The sequence below is a fragment of the Massilia sp. SYSU DXS3249 genome, from assembly GCF_053668055.1.
In genome coordinates this window covers 103,672-125,625 of the sequence record NZ_JBSIPX010000001.1, presented here as the reverse complement: position 1 = coordinate 125,625, position 21,954 = coordinate 103,672, and the positions used below count along the sequence as shown (strand labels likewise).

Here is a 21,954-nt window from a genome sequence, read left to right as displayed (position 1 = left end):
CAGTAGCGCGTTACGAGATGAACAGGGTTCTGGAAAACGAGTTTTATTACCTGGACAACTTCCAGGGCGTCCTTGACTGGATCGGACAGCGTTATCACGATTTGCTGACCGACGAGGAACGGGCATTCATCGGCGCGTTTTCCGCGCTGCCCCAGCCGGCGCGCGCCCTGTTCGTGCGCATGGTCATGCGCAAGGGCGACCTGTTCCGCGCCAGCAAACTGGCTTATGCCGAAATCGGCTGCCCGGTCGAGGCGGCGCAGCACCTGCTGCCCACCGGCTGGATCGTGCAAGATCCCGAACTCTCACTCGACGAACTGTTCGACCTGCTGTCGAAGCCCGAGATCGCCGGCGCCTTCGGCCCCCATCTCCAGCAAAAGAATGCGCGCAAGGCCGAGCAGCTCGAAGCCCTGCGCGCCGACTTCGGCGCCAGCCGCGCTTTCTCCGCCTGGTACCGCGACTGCAGCGACGTCGCCCTGCGCATCCTGGTCAAGCCCCTGTGCGACCGCCTGCGCCTGATCTTCTTCGGCAACCTGCACCAGGACTGGACCGAATTCGTGCTGGCCGACCTCGGCCTGTTCCGCTACGAGCAGGTGGAGTTCTCGCACGCTTCGCGCGGTTTCCGCCGGCGCGAGGACATCGACCACTACCTCACCCTGCACGCCTGCCGCGAGCGTTTCGCCGTAGGCCTGGAACCGGCCGACGAGGTGCTGCGCGACCTGCCGCTGCACGCCTTCGACAACGACTGGCTGGAGAGCCGGCGCGAAAAATTCCTGTTCCAGGTCGGCCAGCACTTCGAGAAGCAAAAGGACTGGCCCCGCGCACATGAGGTATATGCCCGCTGCCGCTTTCCGGGCTCGCGCGGCCGCGCCATCCGGGTGCTGGAAAAGGCCGAACGCTACCTCGAGGCCTGGCAGCTGCTGGAAGAAGCGCAGCGTGCGCCCGAGAGCGACGCTGAACGCCAGCATTGCGGACGCATCGGCCCGCGCCTTGCGCGTAAACTCGGCCATCCCCGGACGGCCAAGGGCAGCGTCGCCGCCATCGCCCAGTTCGCGGTGTCGCTGCCGCATCCCGGCCTTGATCCCTGGGTCGAGGGCGCGGTGCGCGACCACCTCGCCGGCGAGGACGCGCCCGTGTTCTACGTCGAGAACATGCTGGCCAATGCCCTCTTCGGCCTGCTGTGCTGGCCCGCGATTTTCGCCGCCATCCCGGGCGCCTTCTTCCACCCCTTCCAGCGCGCGCCGGCCGACCTGTACAGCCTGGACTTCCACCGCCGCCGCGCACGCGAGTTCGACGACTGCCTGGCCCAGCTCGACGACGACCGCTACCGCGCCACCATCCTCGCCCGCTTCGACGACAAGGCCGGCATCTCCGCGCCCTTCGTGTCCTGGGAATACCTCGACCGCGGCCTGCTGGAACTGGCCCTCGACTGCATCCCGGCCGCCCACCTGCGGCGCTGGTGCGAGCGCATCCTGGCCGACGTCAAGGCCAACCGCACGGGCTTCCCCGACCTGATCCAGTTCTGGCCGGCCGAGCGCCGCTACAACATGATCGAAGTGAAGGGCCCGGGCGACCGCCTGCAGGACAACCAGCTGCGCTGGATCGACTACTGCGCGCAGCACGACATGCCGGTCTCGGTGTGTTACCTGGAATGGGAAGCGGCAGCTTGAGCTATGTCGTGGCCGTGCGGGCCCTGTGCGAATTCACCGCCAAGCAGGGCGACCTCGACCTGCGCTTCACGCCCTCCCCGACCGCCCAGGAGGGCATCGCCGGCCACGCCGTCGTGCAGGGCCGACGTGGCGAGGGTTACCAGACCGAAGTCTCGCTCTCCGGCGACTACGGTCCCTTGCACGTGCGCGGCCGCGCCGACGGCTACGACCTGCGCGAGAACCTGATCGAAGAGATCAAGACCTACCGCGGCCAGCTTTCCGCCATGCCCGACAACCACCGCCACCTGCACTGGGCGCAGGTGCGCGTCTACGGCCACCTTCTGTGCGCCCAGCTCGGGCTGGAAACGGTCAACCTGGCCCTCGTGTACTACGAAATCGGCAGCGGCCACGAGACCGTGCTGCGCGAGACCCGCAGTGCGCCTGAACTGCGCGCCCTGTTCGAAGACCAGTGCCGTCGCTTCGTGGCCTGGGCCGAGGCCGAGCTGCGTCACCGCGAGGCGCGCGACGCGGCACTGGCCGCGCTGCGCTTCCCGCACCCGGCATTCCGCCCGGGCCAGCGCCAGCTCGCCGAAACCGTTTTCAAGGCCAACGCCGCCGGCCGCTGCCTGCTGGCCCAGGCGCCGACCGGCATCGGCAAGACCGTCGGCAGCCTGTTCCCGGTACTGAAGGCCGCGCCCGCGCAGCGCATCGACAAGGTGTTCTTCCTCGCCGCGAAAACGCCGGGACGCCAGCTGGCGCTCGACGCCCTTGATGCCATCGGCGCGGCCAGCCCGGACTTGCCGCTGCGGGTGCTGGAGCTGACGGCGCGCGACAAGGCTTGCGAGCATCCCGACAAGGCCTGCCAGGGCGAGTCCTGTCCGCTGGCGAAGGGTTTCTACGACCGTCTGCCCGCCGCACGCGAGGCGGCGGCTGCCGTGCCGCTGCTGGACCGCGCCGCGCTGCGCGAGGTCGGCCTGGCGCACGACGTCTGCCCTTACTACCTGGGCAGCGAAATGGCGCGCTGGAGCGATGTCGTGGTCGGCGATTACAACTATTATTTCGACGGCGGCGCGATGCTGTACGCGCTGACCCAGGCCAACGGCTGGCGCGCCAGCGTGCTGGTCGACGAGGCCCACAACATGGTTTCGCGGACACGCGCCATGTACTCGGCGGAACTCGACCGCGCGGCCCTGCGCATGGCGCGCGCCGCCGCGCCCGAAGGCGTCAAGAAGGCGCTCGCCAAACTGGCGCGCACCTGGGGCGAGATCGATGCGAAGGCCCCCGCGCCTTACCAGCAATTGCCCGAGCCGCCCGACAAGCTCTTGAACGCGCTGACGAACGCCACCAGCGCCATCAACGATTTCGCCGCCGAGCATCCCGGTCCGCTCGACCCGGACCTGCAGCGCTTCCATTTCGACGCCCTGGCCTTCACCCGCCTGGCCGAATCCTTCGGCGAGCATTCGCTGTGCGACGTCACGCGGGACACCCGCAGCGGCGCCAAGGACACCACGCTCTCGATCCGCAACGTGGTGCCCGCGCCGCACCTGAAAGCCCGCTTCGCCGAGGCGCACTCGGTGACCCTGTTTTCGGCGACCCTCAGCCCCTGGCATTATTTCGCCGACCTGCTCGGCCTGCCCGAGGACACCGGCTGGGTCGACGTCGAGTCGCCCTTCACGAGCGGCCAGCTGGCCGTGCACGTGGCGCGCGACATCTCGACACGCTACGCCCACCGCGCCGCATCGCTCGGTCCGATCGCGCGCCTGATGGCCGACCAGTACGCCCAGGCGCCCGGCAACTATCTCGCCTTCTTCAGCAGCTTCGACTACCTCGACCAGGTCGCCAGCCTGTTCGCGGAACGCCATCCCGAGGTACCGGTCTGGCGCCAGGAGCGGCGCATGAGCGAGCAGGAGCGCGGCGCCTTCCTCGAACGCTTTCACCCCGAGGGGCGCGGGATCGGCTTCGCGGTGCTGGGCGGCTCCTTCGGTGAAGGCGTCGACTTGCCGGGCGCGCGCCTGATCGGCGCTTTCGTGGCCACGCTCGGCCTGCCGCAGCTGAACCCCGTGAACGAAGCCCTGCGCGCACGCATGCAGGCGATGTTCGGCGCCGGCTACGACTACACTTACCTGTATCCGGGCATGCAGAAAGTGGTGCAGGCGGCGGGCCGCGTGATCCGCACCGAGCAGGACCAGGGCGTGGTCTACCTGATCGACGACCGCTTCGACGACCCGGCCGTGCGCGCGCTGCTGCCGGGCTGGTGGCAGGTCGACGCCATCAACGCATCGCTTCCCTGAGCTTCGCGTAGCCAGCGCGGCTTACCGGCACCCGCTTGCCGTCCTTCAGCACCGCGCACCAGCTGTCCTTGGTCGGCGCCTCGATGCGCTCGATCGCGCCCACGTTCACGATGTAGGAGCGGTGCACGCGCAGGAAGACGCCCGGGTCCAGTCCCTCCTCGAGTTCGGCCATGCGTCCATTTTTGAGATGGGTGCGCCCGCCCGCGCTGATCTGCACGTAGTCGTCCTGCGCCTCGATCCAGTCGACGGAGGCAGTGGGCACCACGTGCACGCGGGCGCCGTCGCGCACCAGGATGCGCTCGATGGGACCATGGCGGCGCGCCGCTTCATGCGCCACGGCCTGCACCTCCTGCGCGGGCGCAGTGCGCGCCGCCACGTTGGCCAACGCCTGCGCCAGCCGCTCGCGGCTGAAGGGCTTGAGCAGGTAGTCGAGCGCGCGCACCTCGAAGGCCTTGAGCGCATACTGGTCGTAGGCCGTCACAAACACGTAATGGGTGCGCGCGCCGGCCAGTTCCACCACCTCGAAGCCGTCGAGCTTGGGCATCTGGATGTCGAGGAAGACTAGGTCCGGCTGCAGCTCGCCGATCGCCTTGACCGCCTCGAAGCCGTTCGCGCATTCCGCGACCACCTCGATGGCGGGATGGTCGCGCAGGTATTCGCGCAGCAGTGCGCGCGCCAGGTGTTCGTCGTCGACGATGATGACACGCATCCTCAGCTCTCCATGACAGGGGTGGTCTCGACGGGCAGCGCCAGCTCCACGCGGAAGCTGTTGTCGACATGGGTCCAGAACACGCTCGCCTCGTGCGCATAGGTCGCGGCCAGGCGCTGGCGCACGTTGGCCAGGCCGATGCCGCAGCCCGCAGCGGGGGACGCGCCCCCCTCCTCGTCCGCGTCGTTCTCGACCCGGATGCGCAGCAGCGAACCGGCGCGTTCGGCGGCGATGCGCACGGTGCCGCCCTCGATCCGGTTGCCGATGCCGTGCTTGACCGCGTTCTCGACCAGGGGCTGCAGCAGCATCGGCGGCAGCAGGCAGGCTCCGGCATCCGGCGCCACTGTCTCCTCGAAGCGCAGGCGCGGGCCGAATCGGACCGTCTCGATGGCGAGGAAGGCGCGCACCAGGGCCAGCTCCTCGGTCAGCGGAACCTTGCGCTGGGCGTCCATGCCGAGGCTGCGCCGGAAGAAGTCCGACAGCTGCAGCGTCATCCCGCGCGCGGCGCCTGGGTCGATCGAGGTCAGCGCGCTGATCGAATTGAGGCTGTTGAACAGGAAGTGCGGATCGATCTGGGTGCGCAGCATGCGCAGTTCGGCGTCCTGCGCGGCCAGCTTCATCTCCAGCTCGCGCCGCTCGAACAGGCGCGCCCGCTCGAACTCCAGCGCCAGGTAGTGGGCCACCGCCGTCAGGCCGTAGAGGATGACGCCGAGGCCGAACATCAATGCGGCGAAGGGGCGCGTCATGCCGGGCATCCCGGACACCGCCCCGCGCAGCAGTTCGCCCCAGCCATTGCCGGCCGCCGTCCACAGCGCGCTGGCGCACACCGCGGTGCAGGCGAACACCCCCAGCACCGAGACCAGCGGCTTGCTGGCCAGCGGATAGGCGCGGCACAGGTAATACGAGGAAAAGCCGCTGGCGCAGCCGTACAGGAGCGTGAGCGGCACCGCGAACGGCAGGCTGGCGCTCCAGGGCGCGTCGGCCGCCGTGTGCAGCAGGCCGGCGAGCATGGTCCCCAGCAGCAGCCAGGCCGCCAGGTAGAGGGCCGTGCTGCGCCGGGTGCCGAGCGGGCCGTGCATCACGCCCTGCATCAGTTACGGACCTCCACGCCGCCCATGATGGCGTAGCCGCGAATGATGAGGCGCTTGCTGCTGTCCGGCGGGCTCACCGTCTTTTCCTCGAAGCCGCCCATGATCGGCGTGCCCTGCAGGACGATCGTCCAGTCCGGCGGCACCTTGATCGTCACCCCGCCCCAGAACGCGAACACGTGGATGACCGCATCGCCCTGCAGCGAGGCGCCGCGCATGTCGAGGGTGCAGCCGCCCATCACCGCCGTGACTTCGCCGCCCCGGAAATCCTGGGTATGCACGCGCCGCTCGAAGCCGCCCAGTATGGCCGCGACGTCCACGGTTTGCGTCGCCGTGTCGGCCGTCTCGGGCAGTTTGTCCTTGCCGTCCATGACGGCCACGCCGAAACGCGCCGGCGATGCGCCGCGCATCCCCCGGAAGACCACGAAAGCGCCGACGCCGATCAGCACCAGCGGCCAGGCCATGCGCCACGAAAAATAGATGATGCCGAGGCGGTTCAGGATCATCACCGTGCCGATGGCGATGCCTGCCAGGCCGATCAGGTAGCCGTTCGGCGTCGAGGTATCGAGCAGCTTGGCGACGCCGGCGAAGATGAACACCAGGGGCCAGAAGCTGAGCGCCTCGTGGACTTCGATGATGTCCAGGTTATCGAGCAGGAACAGCAGGCCGATGGCGATCACCAGCACGCCCATCAGCACCTGGCTGGTGACGCCGCGGGAGTCGCGGCGAGCTTGGCGGCGAGCTTCTGGGCCTTCGATGATGTCCTTATGCACGGTCATTCTCCTTCGTTTGCGGGAAGCGGCGCTGGACCACCGGGGCAAGTACCATCTGCACGCCCCACATCAGCAGGAACAGGGGCCAGCTGTTGCGGAAGGTCAGGCCGAAGTAGCCTTCGAACACCGCGAACAGCCACAGGCCGATGAAGACGGTCCACAGCCCGTTCGAGAATTCGCGCGCGCTCGGGTAGCCGATGGTCTGGTTGATGCCGGCGGCGACGATCAGCAGCGGCCAATAATGCCACAGGCTGCGCAAGTCGACGATGTCCATGCGGTCGAGCAGGAAGATGACGCCGACGGCGATCAGGACCACGCCCCACATGATCTGCTTGCGCGCGGCGTAGTTGTTTTCGGTATTCATGTGCGCCCTCCGTGTTGTGATGTCAACACGATAGCGGGCGGCGGGCGGCCTGGAAAGCGCCTTTCGGCGAATGGCGGAATGCGGGCGGTGAATGGCGAAGGATTCGGCGAACGGCGCACAGACTGGAGTCAGCGCCGAGGCTGGCAGCGACACCGGAAATGCGACGGACGAAAAAAAGCCCGCCTCATCGACGGGCGGGCTCGCCTGCAGGTTCGGCGAACGATCAGGCAGCCGCTGCGGACAGGCTCATCGGCGGCTGGTTCTTGACCTGGTTGCGGTATTTGGCGCGGGCCGCAGCCTGCTTGACCGCTTCACGTGCGATGTTGGTGCGGCGGATGTCGAGACGTTCTTCCTTGCCGCGGTGCTGGGCTTCGTGTTTGTTGCCGATACGCTTGGTCATGTGCTTCTCCTCTGTTGAAACGGTTTGTCCGGATAGCCGGCCAGTGGCGGGGCCACGGCAAGCGCCCTAGGAGCGCTCGCTGGCCATTTTAACGTCCTCCGGGACCAGCATCCCCCAGCCAAGCTGGCGCCGGATTTCCTCGGGCGTCGGCGGCGGTTGCGGATCGCGCGACCGGCGTGCGAGGTATTCGCGAACCAGGTGTTTGGGGGGATTCTTGGTCGTGGCAGACATTGGGCCTCCGCTTCCGGTTTTTGAGCGGCCGCCGCACGTGGCGGCGGCCGAAAATTTGGTGCCGATCCTCGAGGCGACCGGCTAACCTGTTGAGATATTTGGCAGGCCTGCAGAACGAATTCGCTGGCGCCTCACTCACACGGCTTCATCATATCGGGTGCATGTGTTCGATACCGTTAGCTGCCGCACACTGGGGGCAAGGATGAGCTGCCGACGCGGCGCGTCGTGGTGTAGGACTGGGCATACACCGGCATATGCATACATGAAAAAGGGGAGCCGAAGCTCCCCTTGTCGTTCACACCGCGATCTGCCCGATCAGAACTTGTACTTCAGGTTCAGGTAGAACTGGCGGCCGCTGACGTCCAGCTTCTGCTGCTCTTCTTCGCTGTAGCGATAGTAGGCGCGCTTCACGTTGGTCAGGTTGGTCGCGTCGAAGGTCAGGACCAGGTTCGGCGAGATGTTGTAGCTGGCGTTGAAGGCCAGCGTGGTCACCGGTGCTGCCATGGTCGGCGCGGTCGGCATCGCCACGCCGTTGATCACGGACATGCCCTGGCTGTTCGCGGTCGGCGACGGTGCGGTCGTCGAGTTCACGTACTCGCCACGGTAGTTCGACACCAGTCGTGCCGACAGCTTGTCGTTCTCGAAGTAGAAGCCGAGGTTGCCGGCCCACTCCGAAGCGCCCACCATCGGACGGCCGTCGTCGACCTTGGTCTTGGCACGGCTGACGTTCGAGGTGAAGCCGAACGGCGACGCGCCGAATGGCTGCTCGTACGACAGTTCCAGGCCGCTGATCTTCGCTCCCTGCTGCGAGGAGGTGTTGATGAAGAAGGTCTTCACCGTCTGGTCACGCGGGTCGGTCAGGTCGATGGTCGAGGTGCCGACCGTGCCGGTCTTCACGTAGCCGTCGATCTTCGAGTGGAAGGCGTTGATCGTGACGGCCGAACGCGGCGCGAAGTACCAGCTCCACGACAGGTCGACGTTGTCCGAGGTCAGCGGACGCAGGTCCGGATTCGGGCCGGTCACCTTGCAGCCGCCGGCGTCGCAGCCCGGGGTGCCGAAGCCGCTGCCAAGCACGTTGTAGTTCTGGCGGCCGATGGTGCGGCTGGCGCCGAAGCGGGCGATCATGTCCTTGGTGATCTCGTAGCGCAGGTTCAGGCTGGGCAGCGCGTTCTTGAAGACCTTGTGCGTCGGGGTCTTGTAGTACATGGTGCCCGACAGCGGGTTGAACGCGGTGTTGTCGTAGAACGCGGTGGCGTCGCCGGCGTCCGAGATCGCGCCCGGGTAGGCCGCGCAAGGGATCGGCGCCTGGCCAGGAGCGGTGCGCAGGCAGGTGCGAGGGTTCGGGATCGGGGTGGCGATCTGGGCATCGACCACGGTGCGCACGTAGCGCACGCCGACGTTGCCCGACCAGCGCTCGCCTTCCAGGTTGGCCATCAGGTACATCGAGCTCTGGCGTTCGCGCATGTCGATCTCGGAGCTGACGCGGCGCTCGAAGGCCTTCGACGTTTCCTTGGTGTTGGCCGCGATGTAGGCCTTCAGCGCTTCCGGCGAATATGTGAAGCCGGTGTTGTCCCACCAGCCGCCGCCCAGGCCGTCGCCGAAGTCGCCAGGATATGGCTGCCAGCCCTCGGTCGGGGTCGGGGTCGGCTGGATGATCGCGCCGGTGGTGGTGTTGAAGGTGTACGACAGCGGGGTGCGGAAGGCCGGGCCGAAGCGGCCGCTGACGCGCTTGTGGTCGGCGTGGCGCACGCCGGCTTCCAGCGACTGCACGAAGCCGCGATTGAGCTTGTATTCGGCGTCGAACTGGGCGCTCGCTTCCTTGTCGGTGGTCTTGATGCCCGAGGCGGTACGGCCGACGATCATGTAGCCGCTGCCGTCCGGGTTGATGCCCGGCTGGTTCTGGCCTGCGCCCTGGTACTTCACGTACGGCGCTTCATGCAGGCCGCCCAGCGCGTACGAGACGCCGGTGCCGTAGCGGGCGAAGGTCGTGCCCTGGTCGAGGTCGGTCTTGCCGGTGCCGCGGGTGGCCGACAGCAGGGTCTTGACGGTCAGGTCCTCGTTGACGCGGTATTTGCCGTCCAGATCCAGGAAGGAGCTGGTCGCCTGGGCGCCGTCGCGGTAGAAGCCTTCCGAGTTGCCGACGTACTGGGGCGTGGTGCCGTTCGGGAACACGATGTCGGCGGCCTTCAGCACTTTCAGCTCGTGGCCGTACATCGTGCGCTCGGTGACGATCACCGGATTGCGGATCTGCGCGTACACGCGCTGGCCGTTCGAGAAGGTGTTGACCGAGGTCGCCGCGGTGCCGCCCAGCGGTTCGTTCTTACCGAGCAGCATCGAGTACATGGCGCCCGAGGTCAGGCGGCCATTGTTGTTCGCGTTCATCTGCGAATGGAAGCCGGTCATGGTGACGTCGAGGTCCTGGTTCGGCTTGAACTGCATCGAGAGCATGCCGCCCTTGCGGTCGCGCACGGACTCGACGAATTCGGAGCTCATCGAGCCCGGCATGCGCACGCCGTTCAGGTCGGCGGCCTTGTAGCCGGTGCCGGCCAGCGAGGCATCGGTAATGCCGAGCATGGTCGAGGTGTTGATCACATCCCAGCCGCTGCTGGTGCCGTAGGCGAAACGCGACACCGAGTCGCGGCGCACGTAGCGCTTCTCGGCGAAGCCCTGGGCGATGACGCCGAAGGTGCCTGCTTCGTTCTTCCAGGTGACCGACGCGTTCAGGTCGGGGGCGGCCTTGCCCGGCAGCTCGGCATAGCTGGCGCCGGCGCTGATCACGCCCGACAGGCGCTCTTTCTGCGACAGCGGCTTGCGGGTGGTGACGTTGATGGTGCCGGCCAGGCCGCCATCGACGATGTTGGCCTGCGCGGTCTTGTAGACCAGGGCCTGGTTCAGGACCGAGGACGGCATCAGCGACAGGCTGGTCGAGCGCGAGCTCGAGCCCTGGTCGGCGACGTACCAGTCGCCGCCGGAGACGGTGTGGCCGTTGAACAGGATCAGTGCCATGTCCGGGTTGGTGCCGCGCATCGACACCTTTTCTGCTTCGTCGTAGTCGGTACGCACGGCGACGCCGGCGAGGCGCTGCAGCGAGTCGGCCAGGTTCTTGTCCGGCATCTTGCCCACGTCTTCGGCCGTGATGACCTCGACGTTGGCGGTGGCGTTCTTCTTGACGCTGAGCGACTTGGCCATCGAGGCGCGGATACCCTTCACCTCCACGGTCTGCATCGGCGTTGCGCCGTCCGGGGTCTGCGCCATGGCCGGCAACGCGGTCAGGCTCCACAGGGCCATCGAAACGGCGGCCGCCAGCGGCTTTTGTTTGAACATGTATCTCTCTCCTGGATATAGGTATGGGGTGATGCCGGTGGCAGGCGGTCCCTGCCATTCTCTTAGTATTGGCGAAAAGCAAATACCTGGAAAATGACTTGTGTTCCCTCAGCCATAACTTGAAGGAATGTTTGAAGGCAATGACCGTGGTTATGGCTGGGCGACAAATATTCATTGTCAAAACCGGCTGGCGCGCGTTAGCGTCCTGCCAATCAATAGAAGAAAAGGAGACCCCACCCATGCGTCACGTCCCCCTGGCCTTGCTGCTGGCCGCCCTCTCCGGCTGCGCCACGCAACCGGCTGCCCCGCCCGTCGCGGCGACCGCGCCCGCCCCCATCGAGACCATCCTGCAGAAACCCATCTACCAGATGACGCCGGTCGAAGCGGGCCGCTACGTGGCCTGGGTGCACGAAGCCGAACCCGACCTGCGCAAGCGCATCGCCGCCATCGGCCGCAAGAACCTCGGGCAGCCCTACCTGCTCAACCTGCTGGGCGAGTTCCCCTTCGAGGTGCACGACAACTTGCCGCTCTTTAGCCTGGAGCGCAGCGACTGTGTCGTGTTTGCGGAACACACCTATGCGATGGCCCTGTCGCGCTCGTGGGAAGAATTTTTCTGGATGCTGCAGCGTATTCGCTACCGCGACGGCGTGATCGGCGTGGCCACCCGCAACCACTACACCGAGATGGACTGGAACGTGGCGAACCGCTGGCTGGTCACCGACATCAGCGCCGAGCTGGCCGGCCCGGAAGGCCCCGGCTACGACATGCGGGTCGACCGCGCGCGCTTCCTGAAGACGCGCCACAACACCGAACGCGCCATCCCCGTCGAAACCAGCCGCCAGTCCTTCGTGCCGAAAGAGCGGGTGGCGGCGATCGCGGCCCAGCTCCAGGAAGGCGATTTCGTCAACGTGATCTCGACCCGCGACGGCGAACACTGGGCCTCGCACGTGGGCCTGGTGGTGCTCGGAGCGGATGGCGAGCGCCGTTTCCTGCACTCGCAGGAGCCGCGGGTGCGTGAAGAAAGTTTCGACTCCTTCATCGGCCGCGCGCTCGAGCGCGAAGCGCGCAACGCCAAAGCGGGCAAGAACGGCCAGCGCCTGGCGGGCTTCAAGTTCCTGCGCCTGAACGACAACGTCGTGGTGCCGCCCATGGCGCCCCAGCCCCGCCCGGGAAGCTGACCGCGGTTCCGAGGGCACGCGCCGCCCGGTGCGTGCCCGTTTTCGCCGCCGAAGCGCAGGCCGTTCGTCTCCTCCCTCTCTGCCTCGCCTCCCCTCGTCCGCCCGGCCGCACCGTACGGCGACCCGCCTGTCTGGCCTGAAACCTGCTGCGCCTGCCGATTGTCCCGCTATCGGCAGCGCCGGATGCTTTGCTCTTGTTTCTTATTCGTTTCGGACCAGAACCCGATGAGTTTCCGAATTTAAATAGTTTCCGTTCCATACGGAAATCTATGGGTCCATTTTCTGCGATTTATTTCCTAATTTCATTTCCCAAATTAAATAAATCTGTGGTTCCGTTTTAATTCGGAATTCCCGGTTGAGCGGGGTCAAACTCATCATTCAGTAGCCCAACGATAATAAACTTACTCAGCAACAGCAAGTCTAATCGACGCCCGGGTTTTAGTTTCAAATTAAATATTTCCAACGGAATTTATTTCCAGCTTTTTTATTTTCTTCTTTTTGCGCATCGTCTTTACCGCTCCTCCTGCAACCCACCTGACGAGTCACGCGATCACCATGCCCACTTTATCCGCCCGAGTACTAAGCCAGTTCTGCGCTGGAATGGTATCGATGCATCGCACTGCCAAAATAGCGCTGATGGTTGCGATCGACCTGGTTGCACTGCCTATTTGTTTTCTCATCGCCATGTTATTGCGCTTTGGCGATATAAAACTTGCAGCGAATTACGGACCGGCTTCGTATATTATCGTCGCGCTGGTGACGATTGCCGCCCTGTCGATGTCCGATTTATACCGCGCCGTCATCCGCTTTATCGACGGCCGCCTGTTAAGCGCCACCGGATTCGCACTCGGCATTGCCGTATTGTGTGCGTATGTCGTGTTATTCGCGATTAACGACGCAATGTTTCCACGCAGTGCGCTCGCGATTTACTGGTTCATCGTTTTTTCCTATGTCGTTACCTCGCGTATCGGCATGCGCAATTTCCTGCGCAGCCATAGCGCACGCCGCCCCGCTACCGATGCCGTCGCCATTTATGGTGCCGGCGAGGCCGGCGCCAAGCTGGCGCAAACCATGCGCAACGGCGACGAATACCGCCCGGTCTGCTTCTTCGACGACAAGCGCGCCCTGAACGACCGCACCATCGCCGGGCTGCGCGTCTTCCACACCGACCGCCTGGCCGACCTGGTCGCCGCCCACGGCATCCGCACGGTCGTCGTCGCCGTCCCGGGCATGCCGGCCGAACGCCTGCGCGACATCATGCAGCGCCTGGCCGGGGCCGGCGTCACCACCAAGATCCTCAGCCGCCTGGTCGACCTGGCCGACGACCGGGCCCGGCCGCGCGACTCGATCCGCGAGCTCAAGTTCGAGGACCTGCTGGGCCGGCCTCCGGTACCGCCGCGGCTCGACCTGTTCGCCCGCTGCGTACGCGGCAAGACCGTGCTCGTGACCGGCGCCGGCGGCTCCATCGGCAGCGAACTGTGCCGCCAGATCGTCACCCTGGGCCCGAGCCGGTTGCACCTGCTCGACCACTCCGAATACGCGCTCTACACTATCCGCCAGGAACTGGTCACGCGCTTCCCCGACCTGCGCATCGACGCCCACCTCGGCTCGGTCTGCAACGCCGACCTCCTCGAACGCGTCCTGGCCGACGGCCACGTCGACACGGTCTACCACGCCGCCGCCTACAAGCACGTGCCGCTGGTGGAGTCGAACATCGTCGAAGGCCTGCGCAACAACGTGCTCGGCGCCCAGGTCGTGGCGACGGCCTGCGCCGCCCACGACGTCGAGACCTGCGTGCTCATTTCAAGCGACAAGGCGGTGCGCCCGACCAACATCATGGGCGCCAGCAAGCGCATCGCCGAGCTGATCTTCCAGGCCGCCGCCGCCAAGCACGGCACCAAGACCACCTTTTGCATGGTCCGCTTCGGCAACGTGCTCGGTTCCTCGGGCTCGGTGATTCCGCTGTTCCAGCGCCAGATTGCAAAAGGCGGGCCGCTGACCATCACCCACCCGGAAGTGTCGCGCTATTTCATGCTCATCCCCGAGGCTGCCCAGCTCGTCATCCAGGCCGGCGCCATGGCCAAAGGCGGCGACGTGTTCGTGCTCGACATGGGCGAGCCGGTCCGCATCGTCGAACTGGCGCGCACCCTGCTGGCCATGTCGGGCCTGACCGAGAAAACGCCGCAGAACCCGGACGGCGACATCGAAGTCAAGTTCGTCGGCCTGTTCCCGGGCGAAAAGCTGCACGAGGAATTGCTGACCGACGGCACCGTGTTCCCCAGCGAGCATCCCCGCATCATGCGCATGAAGGAAAACGCGCTGCGCCCGAGCGTGCTGGAAACCTGCATCACCTGCCTGATGATGGCCTGCGAAACCCACGAGCGCGCCATGATCGAATCGATGGTGAAGGCCATCGTCAGCGAGTACACGCCCCAGATCCCGAGCGCCGCGCCCGCCCAGGTACCCGAACCCGAACCTGCCCGGCTCAGCCTCATCAATAAATTCGTGCCGTTCCGAATCTAAGCGGCCACTCCTAAGCGTATGAAAAAAACTCCAGGGCAAGGCGCATCGTCGAAGAAAGTACGTTAGTACGGCAAGACGAAGGCAACGCAGCCATGGAGAATTTTTTTCAAACGCTTGTAGCACCCACTCCACCACTACTCCACTGTTGGCGAGGATACACATGCGCGACGAACACCAATCGGCCCACCTGCAGCAGCTCACTGCCAAACTGCGCGACCGCACCGCGGTCATCGGCATCATCGGACTCGGCTACAGGGTGTTGAAATGCCCTTTCAGGTCGACCGTGGGCTCGTCGGCGGCGGAGAGCGGCGGACGCGGGTCGAACGGCACACTGAGAACCGGCGGGCTGTGCACCACATGGGTCAGCTGATGGTTGTCGGCGGGTTTGGTCATGGTAGCTCCGGTGGCTCAGGGGCGCTTGGGGACGCTTGGGGACGCTCAGGGACGATTCGTGACGCCGACTGCGGAGGTGAGCGCTCCCGGGAACAGCAGGCTCAGGTGACGGTTCCAGTTCGCCAGCGGCGAGGCGGCGACGTAGACGACGTCCTTCGGGCGCAGTTCGAAGGCTTCGGCCATGGCCAGCGATCCGGTCAGGCGCGCGTCGAGCTGGAACACGCGGGTACGCTCGGGCGTCTTGCGCACGACATAGATCTGGCGCGCGTCGCCGCTCAGCGGGCTGATGCCGCCCGTTTCGCCTAGCGCTTCGTTGAGCGTGAGACGGCCGTTGTGCATGGTGAGGGCCCGGGGCGTGACGACCTCGCCGGAGACGAAGACCTTGCTTTCGTCGCGCGAATGCACGCGGACCACGTCGCCGGGTGCCAGCATGATATTGCCGGGGTTGATGCCTTTCTGGACGAGGTCGCGCAGGTTGATGCTGTAGCGCGCGTCGCCCCGCTCGAGCGCGATGCGGCTCTGGTCGGCCGTGGGCAGCAGGCCGCCGGCGCGGTTCAGCGCTTCGACCAGCGTCATCGGGATGTCGTTGATCGCCTGCAGGCCGGGCTGCTTGACTTCGCCGTCGATGTAGACGCGTTTGCTGCGGTAGGCCTGCACGCGCAGGGTGATGTTGGGGCTCTGGATGTAGCGCGCCAGCTTTTGCGTCAGCAGTGCGCGGGCGCCCTCCTCGGTCAGCCCCTCGACCGGCAGCAGCCCGGCGAAGGGAAACTGGATGCGTCCCTGGTGGTCGACGACGAAGCCCGGCTGCGGCGCATTGGCAGCTGCCGCGACATTGGAGCCGGCCGCATCGGCCGCGGCGGTGGCGGCCGTCATGCCGCCGCCGGCAAGCTCGGGATGGTCCCAGACGACGATCGAGAGAACGTCGCCGCGCCCGATCGTGTAGGGAGACGGATTGGTCACGATCAGTTTCGACAGGTTCTGCTCGCCCTGCCGGGCCATGGCCTGCTTCTCGGCCGCGATCAGGCGTTCCGTGATCATTTCGGTGGGCGGCGGCGGTTCGGCGGTACCGCCCACCGTTTCGGAGCGGAACTGCAGGCCGGTAGTGCAACCTGCGAGCGCCAATGCACATGCCGCGGCGATCCAGCCGCGGCGCAAAATTTCTTTTGGAAAATTCATGAGCTTGCCTGTGAAATGGGCTGCCGTTTTACGGCTGACCAAGTCAGCGTACGGTGTCCGTCGTCCGCGGCTTTGGCGCATATCAAACGGCAAGCTCAGGCAAATTGCGCCTGCCCCACAGGGCAAGCGTACCCCAAGTTATTAATTTCCTAACGTAAAAGAACGGCCTGGAGCACCGTCAGCGCACTTCCTCCAGCAGCTTCAGGCTTTCCTCAAAACGCCAGATGCGGCGGATCTCGATCACATCGAAACGGGCCGCCACATTCGGCGGGAAGGCGGCGTAACGTGCGTTCAGGCGGACGATGCGGCGCACCGCCTCGTCGGTATCGGCGCGTCCGCTCGAGCGCACGATAGTGACGTCGTCGACGCTGCCGTCGCTGCGCACGGCAACGCTGACGAGCGGGCTCGATTGCGCGGGCTCGCCGGATAGGCGCATCTGGATGAGCGCGGCATTGCGTTCGATTTTCTGACGGAAGCTGTCCACGTACAGGCGCAGCGGCACATCGCGCTCGGCCGTGTCGACGACGCGGCGGCGCGCGTCGAAGGCCTGCGCCGGACGCAGGGCTGCGGGCGGCGCACCGGGGAGGTCGATTCCGCGCATCAGCTCGCGGGCACGGTTTCCTGCGTTGCTGCCGAGCATATCTCGCGGCAGCGTACCGCCGCCGCCGGAACCCGGACCCGCGCCAGGGCCCATCCCGGTGCCAGCCACCGGACCCGGCATGCCGGCTGCTTCCCCGCCCTGCCTGTGCCCGGGACTGCCCGCCAGCGCCGCCTGCCGTGCACGCTCCATGCGCGCTGCCTCTTCCGCTTCCTGCTGCCGGGCCAGCGCCTCGGCGCGCCGGTGTTCGGCCAAGGCCTGCTCCGCCTGTTGCCGGGCCAGCGCTTGCGCACGGCGCTCGCGTTCCGCCTCGATCTCCGCCTGCTGCCGCGCCAGCTGCTCGGCGCGCTGGCGCGCCGCTTCCTCGTCGATGCGACGCTGGCGTTCGGTTTCGATGGCAAGGCGTCGCGCAGCCTCGTCGATGTCGCGCTGGCGTTCCGCGGCGAGCTGGCGGGCACGCTCCTCGGCGGCCAGGCGCTCGGCGGCAAGCGCCGCGGCCTCGCGCGTCCGCCGCTCCTCATCGGCCCGCTGCTGCGCCAGCAGGCGCGCCCGGCTTGCTTCCTCGTTTGCGGCCTGGGCCTTGCGCTCGGCCAGCAGCCGCTCCTGCTCCTGTGCCGCGACTCGTAACTGCTCGGCCTGCTGCGCCGCTTCCAGAGCCTGCTGCCGGGCCGCTGTGCGCTCAGCCTCGCGCTCAATTTTACGTTCCGCCGCCAGGCGCTGCGCCTCGTCCAGCCGTTGACGCTCCTGATCTGCGCGCAGGCGGTCCTGCTCGGCCCGCTGCGCAGCCAGCTGTTCCTCCTGGCGCAAGCCCTCGTCAGCCTGCCGCGCCTGATCTTCTTCATCCCGACGTCGCGCCTGCGCTTCCTGCGCCAGCCGCTGCGCGGCAAGCCTCTCCGCTTCGGCCTGCGCCAGGCGCGCCTCTTCCTCGACGATGCGCTCGCGTTCCCGCGCCTGCTCCTCTTCTTGCGCGAGCCGGTCCGCCTCCTCGGCAAGCTGCTCGTCATTAGCCTGCTCGGCCTGGGCGACTTCGACCTCTTCAGGCACATCGGGCTGAACATCGGGCACCGGCTCGACCGGCACCTCGGCCAGCGGAACCTTGAAAATTGCGTCGGGATCGTTCTCCTGGGCGATGACGGGCGTAGCCGCCTCACGCAGCGGCGCGGGCGGACGTGCAGTGCGCCGACGCCGGGCCGCGGGCTGGGAAGCGGGTTGCGCGGGTGCAGGCGGCGGCGCGATGGGGACCGGGTCGAGCAGGCGGAAGCCGGAGCCGGGAACAGGCCGGTCCGGCAACGCCGGCGGCGGGTTGCCTGCGATGGGGGGCACAGGTACAAGCTCAGGCGCCGGCAGCGGCGGCACAAGAGCCGGGTCAAGCGGCGGCAACGGCAGCGGCGTCAGGCTTACGGTGATCGGTCCGGCGCTGCCTGCGAGCTTCCCGGGCACACCAAAATGGATGGCCAGGATCAGCGCATGCAGCGCCATCGAGACGAGCAGGCCGATCCCCAGGCGGCGGTTTGCAAGGTCGGGCGCGTGCGAACGGGCTGAAGCGGACGGCATGCTGGCGGGCCTGGTATGGATGAGTTGACAGCATAACGTTTACTTAACAGGCGCAAGCGCACGCTAGCAATCCTGGCGCACGTGGACAATACTGGTGGAGCCTATTGGAGACAGCGCGGCCCATGGAGGTGTGCATATGCATCCAGGTTTCATTTTTGCGACAGGTATCGAGAACAGCAATCCGACGATTGAGGGCGGCCGCGTCCGCATGGATGAGTTGGAGAAATGCGGCCATTACCGTCATTGGCAACTCGATTTCGACCTCGTCCAGGAACTCGGCCTGCGCGTGCTGCGCTACGGTCCGCCGCTGCACCGGACCCTGCTCGGACCCGGGCGTTTCGACTGGGAGTTTGCCGACCTGGCATTCAATGACCTGCGCCGCAGGAATATCGCCCCCATCGTGGACCTCTGCCATTTCGGCGTACCCGACTGGATCGGCAATTTCCAGAACCCGGATTTCCCCGAGCTCTTCGCCGATTACGCCAGCGCCTTTGCCCAGCGCTATCCCTGGGTGCAGCTCTACACGCCGATCAACGAGATGTGGATCTGCGCGGTATTTTCGACGCTCTACGGATGGTGGAACGAACAGTTGCGTACCGACGCTGCGTTCGTGACCGCGATCAAACACCTGGTCAGGGCAAATATCCTGGCGATGCACGCCATCCTGAAAGTCCGGCCCGACGCCTTGTTCATCCAGAGCGAATCGACCGAATACTTCCACGCCGAGTCGCCCGAGGCCATCGGTCCGGCCGAGGTCAACAACGCGCACCGCTTCCTCGCGCTCGACCTGAACTACGGGCGCCGCGTCGATTCCGACATGTACGAATACCTGCTCGACAACGGGATGAAGCGGGAGGAATACCATTTCTTCCTCCAGCACAACCTCAAGCACCACTGCATCATGGGGAACGACTACTACCAGACCAACGAGCATTACGTCTCGGCGGACGGGATGACGCGCGCCGCCGGTGAAATCTTCGGCTACGCGGTCATTACCCACCAGTACTACAACCGCTACCGGCTGCCGGTGATGCACACGGAAACCAACCTGTGCCAGGGGCCGCTGGGCGACGAGGCGGTGCACTGGCTGAAGAAGGAATGGGCGAACGTGCTGCGGGTGCGCAACAACGGTGTGCCGCTGATCGGCTTCACCTGGTACTCGCTGACCGACCAGGTCGACTGGGACAGCGCGCTGCGCGCCAACAACGGCAACGTCAACGCCCTCGGCCTGTTCGACCTCGACCGAAAGATCCGGCCGGTCGGCACGGCCTACAGGGAACTCGTCAGGGCCTGGGAAGCCGTGCTGCCGACCAAGAGCATCTGCCTGCAGGTGCCGGTCGTGATGCCGCATGAATTCGGCGGCGAGGTGACATCGATCGATCCGGAGTCACCCGCAAGCGGCGCGATACAAGGATAGCGTTATGGGGTGGCCGGCTTGCGCGGCGTGAACGTATAAGTGTCGCCGTGCGCCAGGTAGACGACCCCCTCCTCCAGGCCGGCCGCTTTCACTTCGCGCGCGAAATCGGCGAGCGGCGACTTGAAGACGTCGTAATCGTTGTAGTGGATCGGAATGGTTTTCTTGGGCTTGACGATCTGCATCATCTGCACCCCATCCTTGCCGTCCATGGTGACCTTGAACACGCCGAGGATGCGGGTACCGCCCAGGTGCAGCAGGGCCAGGTCGATGCCGGGGAAACGCTGCGGGATGCTGCGGATGTCGTCATAGACGAGCGTGTCGCCGCTGATGTACATGCGGTAGTCGGGCGTATCGGCATTTGCTCCGAAGTCGAGCACGCTGCCCATCACCTTCGGCAGCAGGACCGACACCCCGGCGGCGCCATGGCGGCCCGGCACGGATGTGACGCGCAGCTTGGTGCTGCCTTTCGTCACTTCCAGGCGATCCCATTCGCTCAGGGCGAATCGCTGGCGGAACCCGAGGCGCTTGAGCTTTTCGCCGGCCTCGCGCGTCGAGACGATGGGCGTATTGCGGTTCAGGCGTTCCTGTACCAGCTTGTCGAAGTGGTCGTCGTGCATGTGCGACAGGATGACCAGATCGATCGGGGGTAGCTTGTCGAATTCGATGGCGGGATTGGTCTGGCGTTGCGAGGTCAGGCCGTAGCCGAGGTGGACGTGGTCGCCCTTGTGCAGGAAATTCGGGTCGGTAAGGATGGTCAGGCCCGCGTAGCGGATCAGTACCGTGGCCGTGCCGATGAACTGGACCGTACCAGTGTCTTCGGCTGCAGGGGTCTCGCTGCCTGCCAGCTTGAGCGTAAAAGTATCGCCCTGCGTAGCTGTTTGCGCCAGGGCATTGCCGATGGACGCCATACCGAGCGCGGCCAGCAATGCCGCGCCTCCCAGCCAACGATGAACACGCATACAGACTCCGTTATGGTCGAGCCCGCCAAGCGGACCTTTGTGATGTCAGAACATTATCATGGGCCTCAGGTCTACGGCGTTCGTTTGCAAAAATACAAGAACAATGAGTAGCCCGCCAGGCCAGGCCCAGCAATTTCCCCCGCAGTGCGCCAGGGACGGCGCTATACTTTCCCGGCTTTGCTACTTGATCAACTTTCGAACGCTCACGCGAATGCCCATGCCCCTGACCCGACGCCCCCTGCCACGCGCCACCCGAGCCATCCACGCACTGCTTGGCCTGTCCCTTGCCCTCCCCCTCGCCTGCAGCGCCGCCGCCGTGCCGCCCGAGGCTGCACCGGTGCTCGAGCGTATCTCGGCCGCTTCGATGCGCGGCAACCTGTCCTTCCTGGCCTCGGACGCACTGGAAGGCCGCGGCACGCCTTCGCGCGGCCTCGACATTGCCGCGGAGTTCATCGCCTCGCAGTTCCGCGCCGCAGGCCTGGAACCGCTTGGCGACGACGGCTATTTCCAGACGGCCGACTGGAACCTGATCGATCCGAAACGCAGCAAGACGGCGCCAGCCCAGGCGGCGGCACCGGTGAAGGTACGCAACGTGGTGGGCATCCTGCGCGGCTCCGACCCTGTCCTGAAAGACAGCTATATCCTGGTCACCGCGCACTATGATCACGTGGGCCTGAAGCCCGGCCAGGGCGACGGCATCTTCAACGGCGCCAACGACGACGGCAGCGGCACCGTGTCGGTCATCGAATTGGCGAAAGCCTTCGCGTCGAACAAGGTGCGCCCGAAGCGCAGCATCGTCTTCATGACCGTCTTCGGCGAGGAGCACGGACTGGTCGGCTCGCGCTATTACGGCAAGAATCCGCTGGTCCCGATCGAGAAGACGATTGCCGGCATCAACCTCGAGCAGGTCGGCCGCACCGACGACAACGAGGGCGCCCAGGTGCGCGCCTTCGGCGTGACCGGCTTCGATTTCTCCGACGTGGGCGCCATCCTGAAAGCGGCCGGCGACGACACCGGCATCCGCGTCTGGAAGCACCCGGTCAACAGCGACAAGTATTTCGCGCACAGCGACAACCAAGCACTGGCCGACCAGGGTATCCCCTCCCACACCGTCAGCGTCGCCTACGCCTTCCCGGACTACCACGGCGCCGGCGACCACTGGGACAAAATCGACTACGAGAACATGGCGCTGGTCGACCGCACCGTCGCGCTGGCCATCTGGAAGATCGCCAACGGCACGGAGACGCCGAAGTGGAACGTGCAGAATCCGAAGGCCTCGAAATACCTCGGGATCTGGCAGCAGCGCAACACGAAATAAGGCAGCACCCGG

At 65.9% G+C, this 21,954-nt stretch carries 16 protein-coding genes; 6 read left to right on the top strand and 10 right to left on the bottom strand.

The window, feature by feature from the left end:
• Window positions 1-17 precede the first annotated feature (17 nt).
• Both ACWCIA_RS00580 and ACWCIA_RS00575 read left to right on the top strand, forming a co-directional pair.
• Entirely contained in the window at window positions 18-1,667 is a 1,650-nt protein-coding gene (locus ACWCIA_RS00580) for a VRR-NUC domain-containing protein (RefSeq protein ID WP_454159977.1), read from the top strand.
• Window positions 1,649-3,937, top strand: a complete 2,289-nt coding sequence (locus tag ACWCIA_RS00575) for an ATP-dependent DNA helicase (RefSeq protein WP_454159975.1) — start codon at window positions 1,649-1,651, stop codon at window positions 3,935-3,937. The genes ACWCIA_RS00580 and ACWCIA_RS00575 overlap by 19 nt, the downstream gene beginning before the upstream one ends.
• Here ACWCIA_RS00575 and ACWCIA_RS00570 read toward each other — a convergent pair.
• From ACWCIA_RS00570 to ACWCIA_RS00545, 6 genes are all read right to left on the bottom strand, one after another.
• Window positions 3,918-4,646, bottom strand: a complete 729-nt coding sequence (locus ACWCIA_RS00570) for a LytR/AlgR family response regulator transcription factor (protein WP_454159973.1) — start codon at window positions 4,644-4,646, stop codon at window positions 3,918-3,920. The genes ACWCIA_RS00575 and ACWCIA_RS00570 overlap by 20 nt on opposite strands.
• Window positions 4,647-4,648: 2 nt before the next feature.
• Window positions 4,649-5,737, bottom strand: coding sequence for a sensor histidine kinase (locus tag ACWCIA_RS00565; protein ID WP_454159971.1), 1,089 nt, complete (start codon window positions 5,735-5,737; stop codon window positions 4,649-4,651).
• A complete protein-coding gene (locus ACWCIA_RS00560) occupies window positions 5,737-6,507 on the bottom strand; it encodes a LiaI-LiaF-like domain-containing protein (protein WP_454159969.1) in 771 nt (256 codons plus the stop codon). The genes ACWCIA_RS00565 and ACWCIA_RS00560 overlap by 1 nt, the downstream gene beginning before the upstream one ends.
• The gene (locus tag ACWCIA_RS00555) at window positions 6,500-6,871 is read right to left on the bottom strand and encodes a LiaF transmembrane domain-containing protein (protein WP_454159967.1); all 372 of its coding nucleotides are present in this window, start codon (window positions 6,869-6,871) and stop codon (window positions 6,500-6,502) included. The genes ACWCIA_RS00560 and ACWCIA_RS00555 overlap by 8 nt, the downstream gene beginning before the upstream one ends.
• 223 nt (window positions 6,872-7,094) lie before the next feature.
• Window positions 7,095-7,271 carry a hypothetical protein gene (locus tag ACWCIA_RS00550; RefSeq protein ID WP_454159965.1) on the bottom strand — a complete coding sequence of 59 codons (177 nt, stop codon included), beginning with the start codon at window positions 7,269-7,271 and terminating at the stop codon, window positions 7,095-7,097.
• A gap of 546 nt (window positions 7,272-7,817) precedes the next feature.
• The gene (locus ACWCIA_RS00545; protein WP_454159963.1) at window positions 7,818-10,826 is read right to left on the bottom strand and encodes a TonB-dependent receptor; all 3,009 of its coding nucleotides are present in this window, start codon (window positions 10,824-10,826) and stop codon (window positions 7,818-7,820) included.
• A 239-nt stretch (window positions 10,827-11,065) separates the two neighbouring features.
• Between ACWCIA_RS00545 and ACWCIA_RS00540 the strand changes: the two genes are divergently transcribed.
• Both ACWCIA_RS00540 and ACWCIA_RS00535 read left to right on the top strand, forming a co-directional pair.
• The gene (locus ACWCIA_RS00540; RefSeq protein ID WP_454159961.1) at window positions 11,066-12,004 is read left to right on the top strand and encodes an N-acetylmuramoyl-L-alanine amidase-like domain-containing protein; all 939 of its coding nucleotides are present in this window, start codon (window positions 11,066-11,068) and stop codon (window positions 12,002-12,004) included.
• Between the two features lie 609 nt (window positions 12,005-12,613).
• Window positions 12,614-14,527 carry a polysaccharide biosynthesis protein gene (locus ACWCIA_RS00535; protein ID WP_454159959.1) on the top strand — a complete coding sequence of 638 codons (1,914 nt, stop codon included), beginning with the start codon at window positions 12,614-12,616 and terminating at the stop codon, window positions 14,525-14,527.
• Window positions 14,528-14,776: 249 nt separating this feature from the next.
• On the opposite strand, the gene ACWCIA_RS00530 is transcribed toward ACWCIA_RS00535, so the two are convergent.
• The 3 genes from ACWCIA_RS00530 to ACWCIA_RS00520 form a co-directional block, all read right to left on the bottom strand.
• Window positions 14,777-14,920 (bottom strand): hypothetical protein, encoded by a 144-nt coding sequence (locus tag ACWCIA_RS00530; protein WP_454159957.1) that lies wholly within the window; start codon window positions 14,918-14,920, stop codon window positions 14,777-14,779.
• Window positions 14,921-14,965: 45 nt separating this feature from the next.
• Entirely contained in the window at window positions 14,966-16,096 is a 1,131-nt protein-coding gene (locus ACWCIA_RS00525; RefSeq protein WP_454159955.1) for a polysaccharide biosynthesis/export family protein, read from the bottom strand.
• Between the two features lie 178 nt (window positions 16,097-16,274).
• Window positions 16,275-18,248, bottom strand: coding sequence for a TonB family protein (locus ACWCIA_RS00520; protein WP_454159953.1), 1,974 nt, complete (start codon window positions 18,246-18,248; stop codon window positions 16,275-16,277).
• Between the two features lie 136 nt (window positions 18,249-18,384).
• On the opposite strand from ACWCIA_RS00520, the gene ACWCIA_RS00515 reads away from it, so the two are divergent.
• Window positions 18,385-19,665, top strand: a complete 1,281-nt coding sequence (locus tag ACWCIA_RS00515) for a family 1 glycosylhydrolase (protein WP_454159951.1) — start codon at window positions 18,385-18,387, stop codon at window positions 19,663-19,665.
• A gap of 2 nt (window positions 19,666-19,667) precedes the next feature.
• Here the strand turns inward: ACWCIA_RS00515 and ACWCIA_RS00510 are convergent, their stop codons facing one another.
• Window positions 19,668-20,624 carry an MBL fold metallo-hydrolase gene (locus ACWCIA_RS00510; protein WP_454159949.1) on the bottom strand — a complete coding sequence of 319 codons (957 nt, stop codon included), beginning with the start codon at window positions 20,622-20,624 and terminating at the stop codon, window positions 19,668-19,670.
• Between the two features lie 217 nt (window positions 20,625-20,841).
• Here ACWCIA_RS00510 and ACWCIA_RS00505 point away from each other — a divergent pair, with 217 nt between their 5' ends.
• Window positions 20,842-21,942 carry a M28 family peptidase gene (locus ACWCIA_RS00505; protein ID WP_454159947.1) on the top strand — a complete coding sequence of 367 codons (1,101 nt, stop codon included), beginning with the start codon at window positions 20,842-20,844 and terminating at the stop codon, window positions 21,940-21,942.
• The last annotated feature ends 12 nt before the right edge of the window (window positions 21,943-21,954 follow it).

Excerpts from the sequence above, each read along its gene's own strand:
- ACWCIA_RS00580 (WP_454159977.1), top strand. The coding sequence starts at position 18 with ATGAACAGGGTTCTGGAAAACGAGTTTTATTACCTGGACAACTTCCAG.
- ACWCIA_RS00575 (WP_454159975.1), top strand. The coding sequence starts at position 1,649 with ATGGGAAGCGGCAGCTTGAGCTATGTCGTGGCCGTGCGGGCCCTGTGC.
- ACWCIA_RS00570 (WP_454159973.1), bottom strand. The coding sequence starts at position 4,646 with ATGCGTGTCATCATCGTCGACGACGAACACCTGGCGCGCGCACTGCTG.
- ACWCIA_RS00565 (WP_454159971.1), bottom strand. The coding sequence starts at position 5,737 with ATGCAGGGCGTGATGCACGGCCCGCTCGGCACCCGGCGCAGCACGGCC.
- ACWCIA_RS00555 (WP_454159967.1), bottom strand. The coding sequence starts at position 6,871 with ATGAATACCGAAAACAACTACGCCGCGCGCAAGCAGATCATGTGGGGC.
- ACWCIA_RS00550 (WP_454159965.1), bottom strand. The coding sequence starts at position 7,271 with ATGACCAAGCGTATCGGCAACAAACACGAAGCCCAGCACCGCGGCAAG.
- ACWCIA_RS00545 (WP_454159963.1), bottom strand. The coding sequence starts at position 10,826 with ATGTTCAAACAAAAGCCGCTGGCGGCCGCCGTTTCGATGGCCCTGTGG.
- ACWCIA_RS00540 (WP_454159961.1), top strand. The coding sequence starts at position 11,066 with ATGCGTCACGTCCCCCTGGCCTTGCTGCTGGCCGCCCTCTCCGGCTGC.
- ACWCIA_RS00535 (WP_454159959.1), top strand. The coding sequence starts at position 12,614 with ATGCATCGCACTGCCAAAATAGCGCTGATGGTTGCGATCGACCTGGTT.
- ACWCIA_RS00530 (WP_454159957.1), bottom strand. The coding sequence starts at position 14,920 with ATGACCAAACCCGCCGACAACCATCAGCTGACCCATGTGGTGCACAGC.
- ACWCIA_RS00525 (WP_454159955.1), bottom strand. The coding sequence starts at position 16,096 with ATGAATTTTCCAAAAGAAATTTTGCGCCGCGGCTGGATCGCCGCGGCA.
- ACWCIA_RS00520 (WP_454159953.1), bottom strand. The coding sequence starts at position 18,248 with ATGCCGTCCGCTTCAGCCCGTTCGCACGCGCCCGACCTTGCAAACCGC.
- ACWCIA_RS00515 (WP_454159951.1), top strand. The coding sequence starts at position 18,385 with ATGCATCCAGGTTTCATTTTTGCGACAGGTATCGAGAACAGCAATCCG.
- ACWCIA_RS00510 (WP_454159949.1), bottom strand. The coding sequence starts at position 20,624 with ATGCGTGTTCATCGTTGGCTGGGAGGCGCGGCATTGCTGGCCGCGCTC.
- ACWCIA_RS00505 (WP_454159947.1), top strand. The coding sequence starts at position 20,842 with ATGCCCCTGACCCGACGCCCCCTGCCACGCGCCACCCGAGCCATCCAC.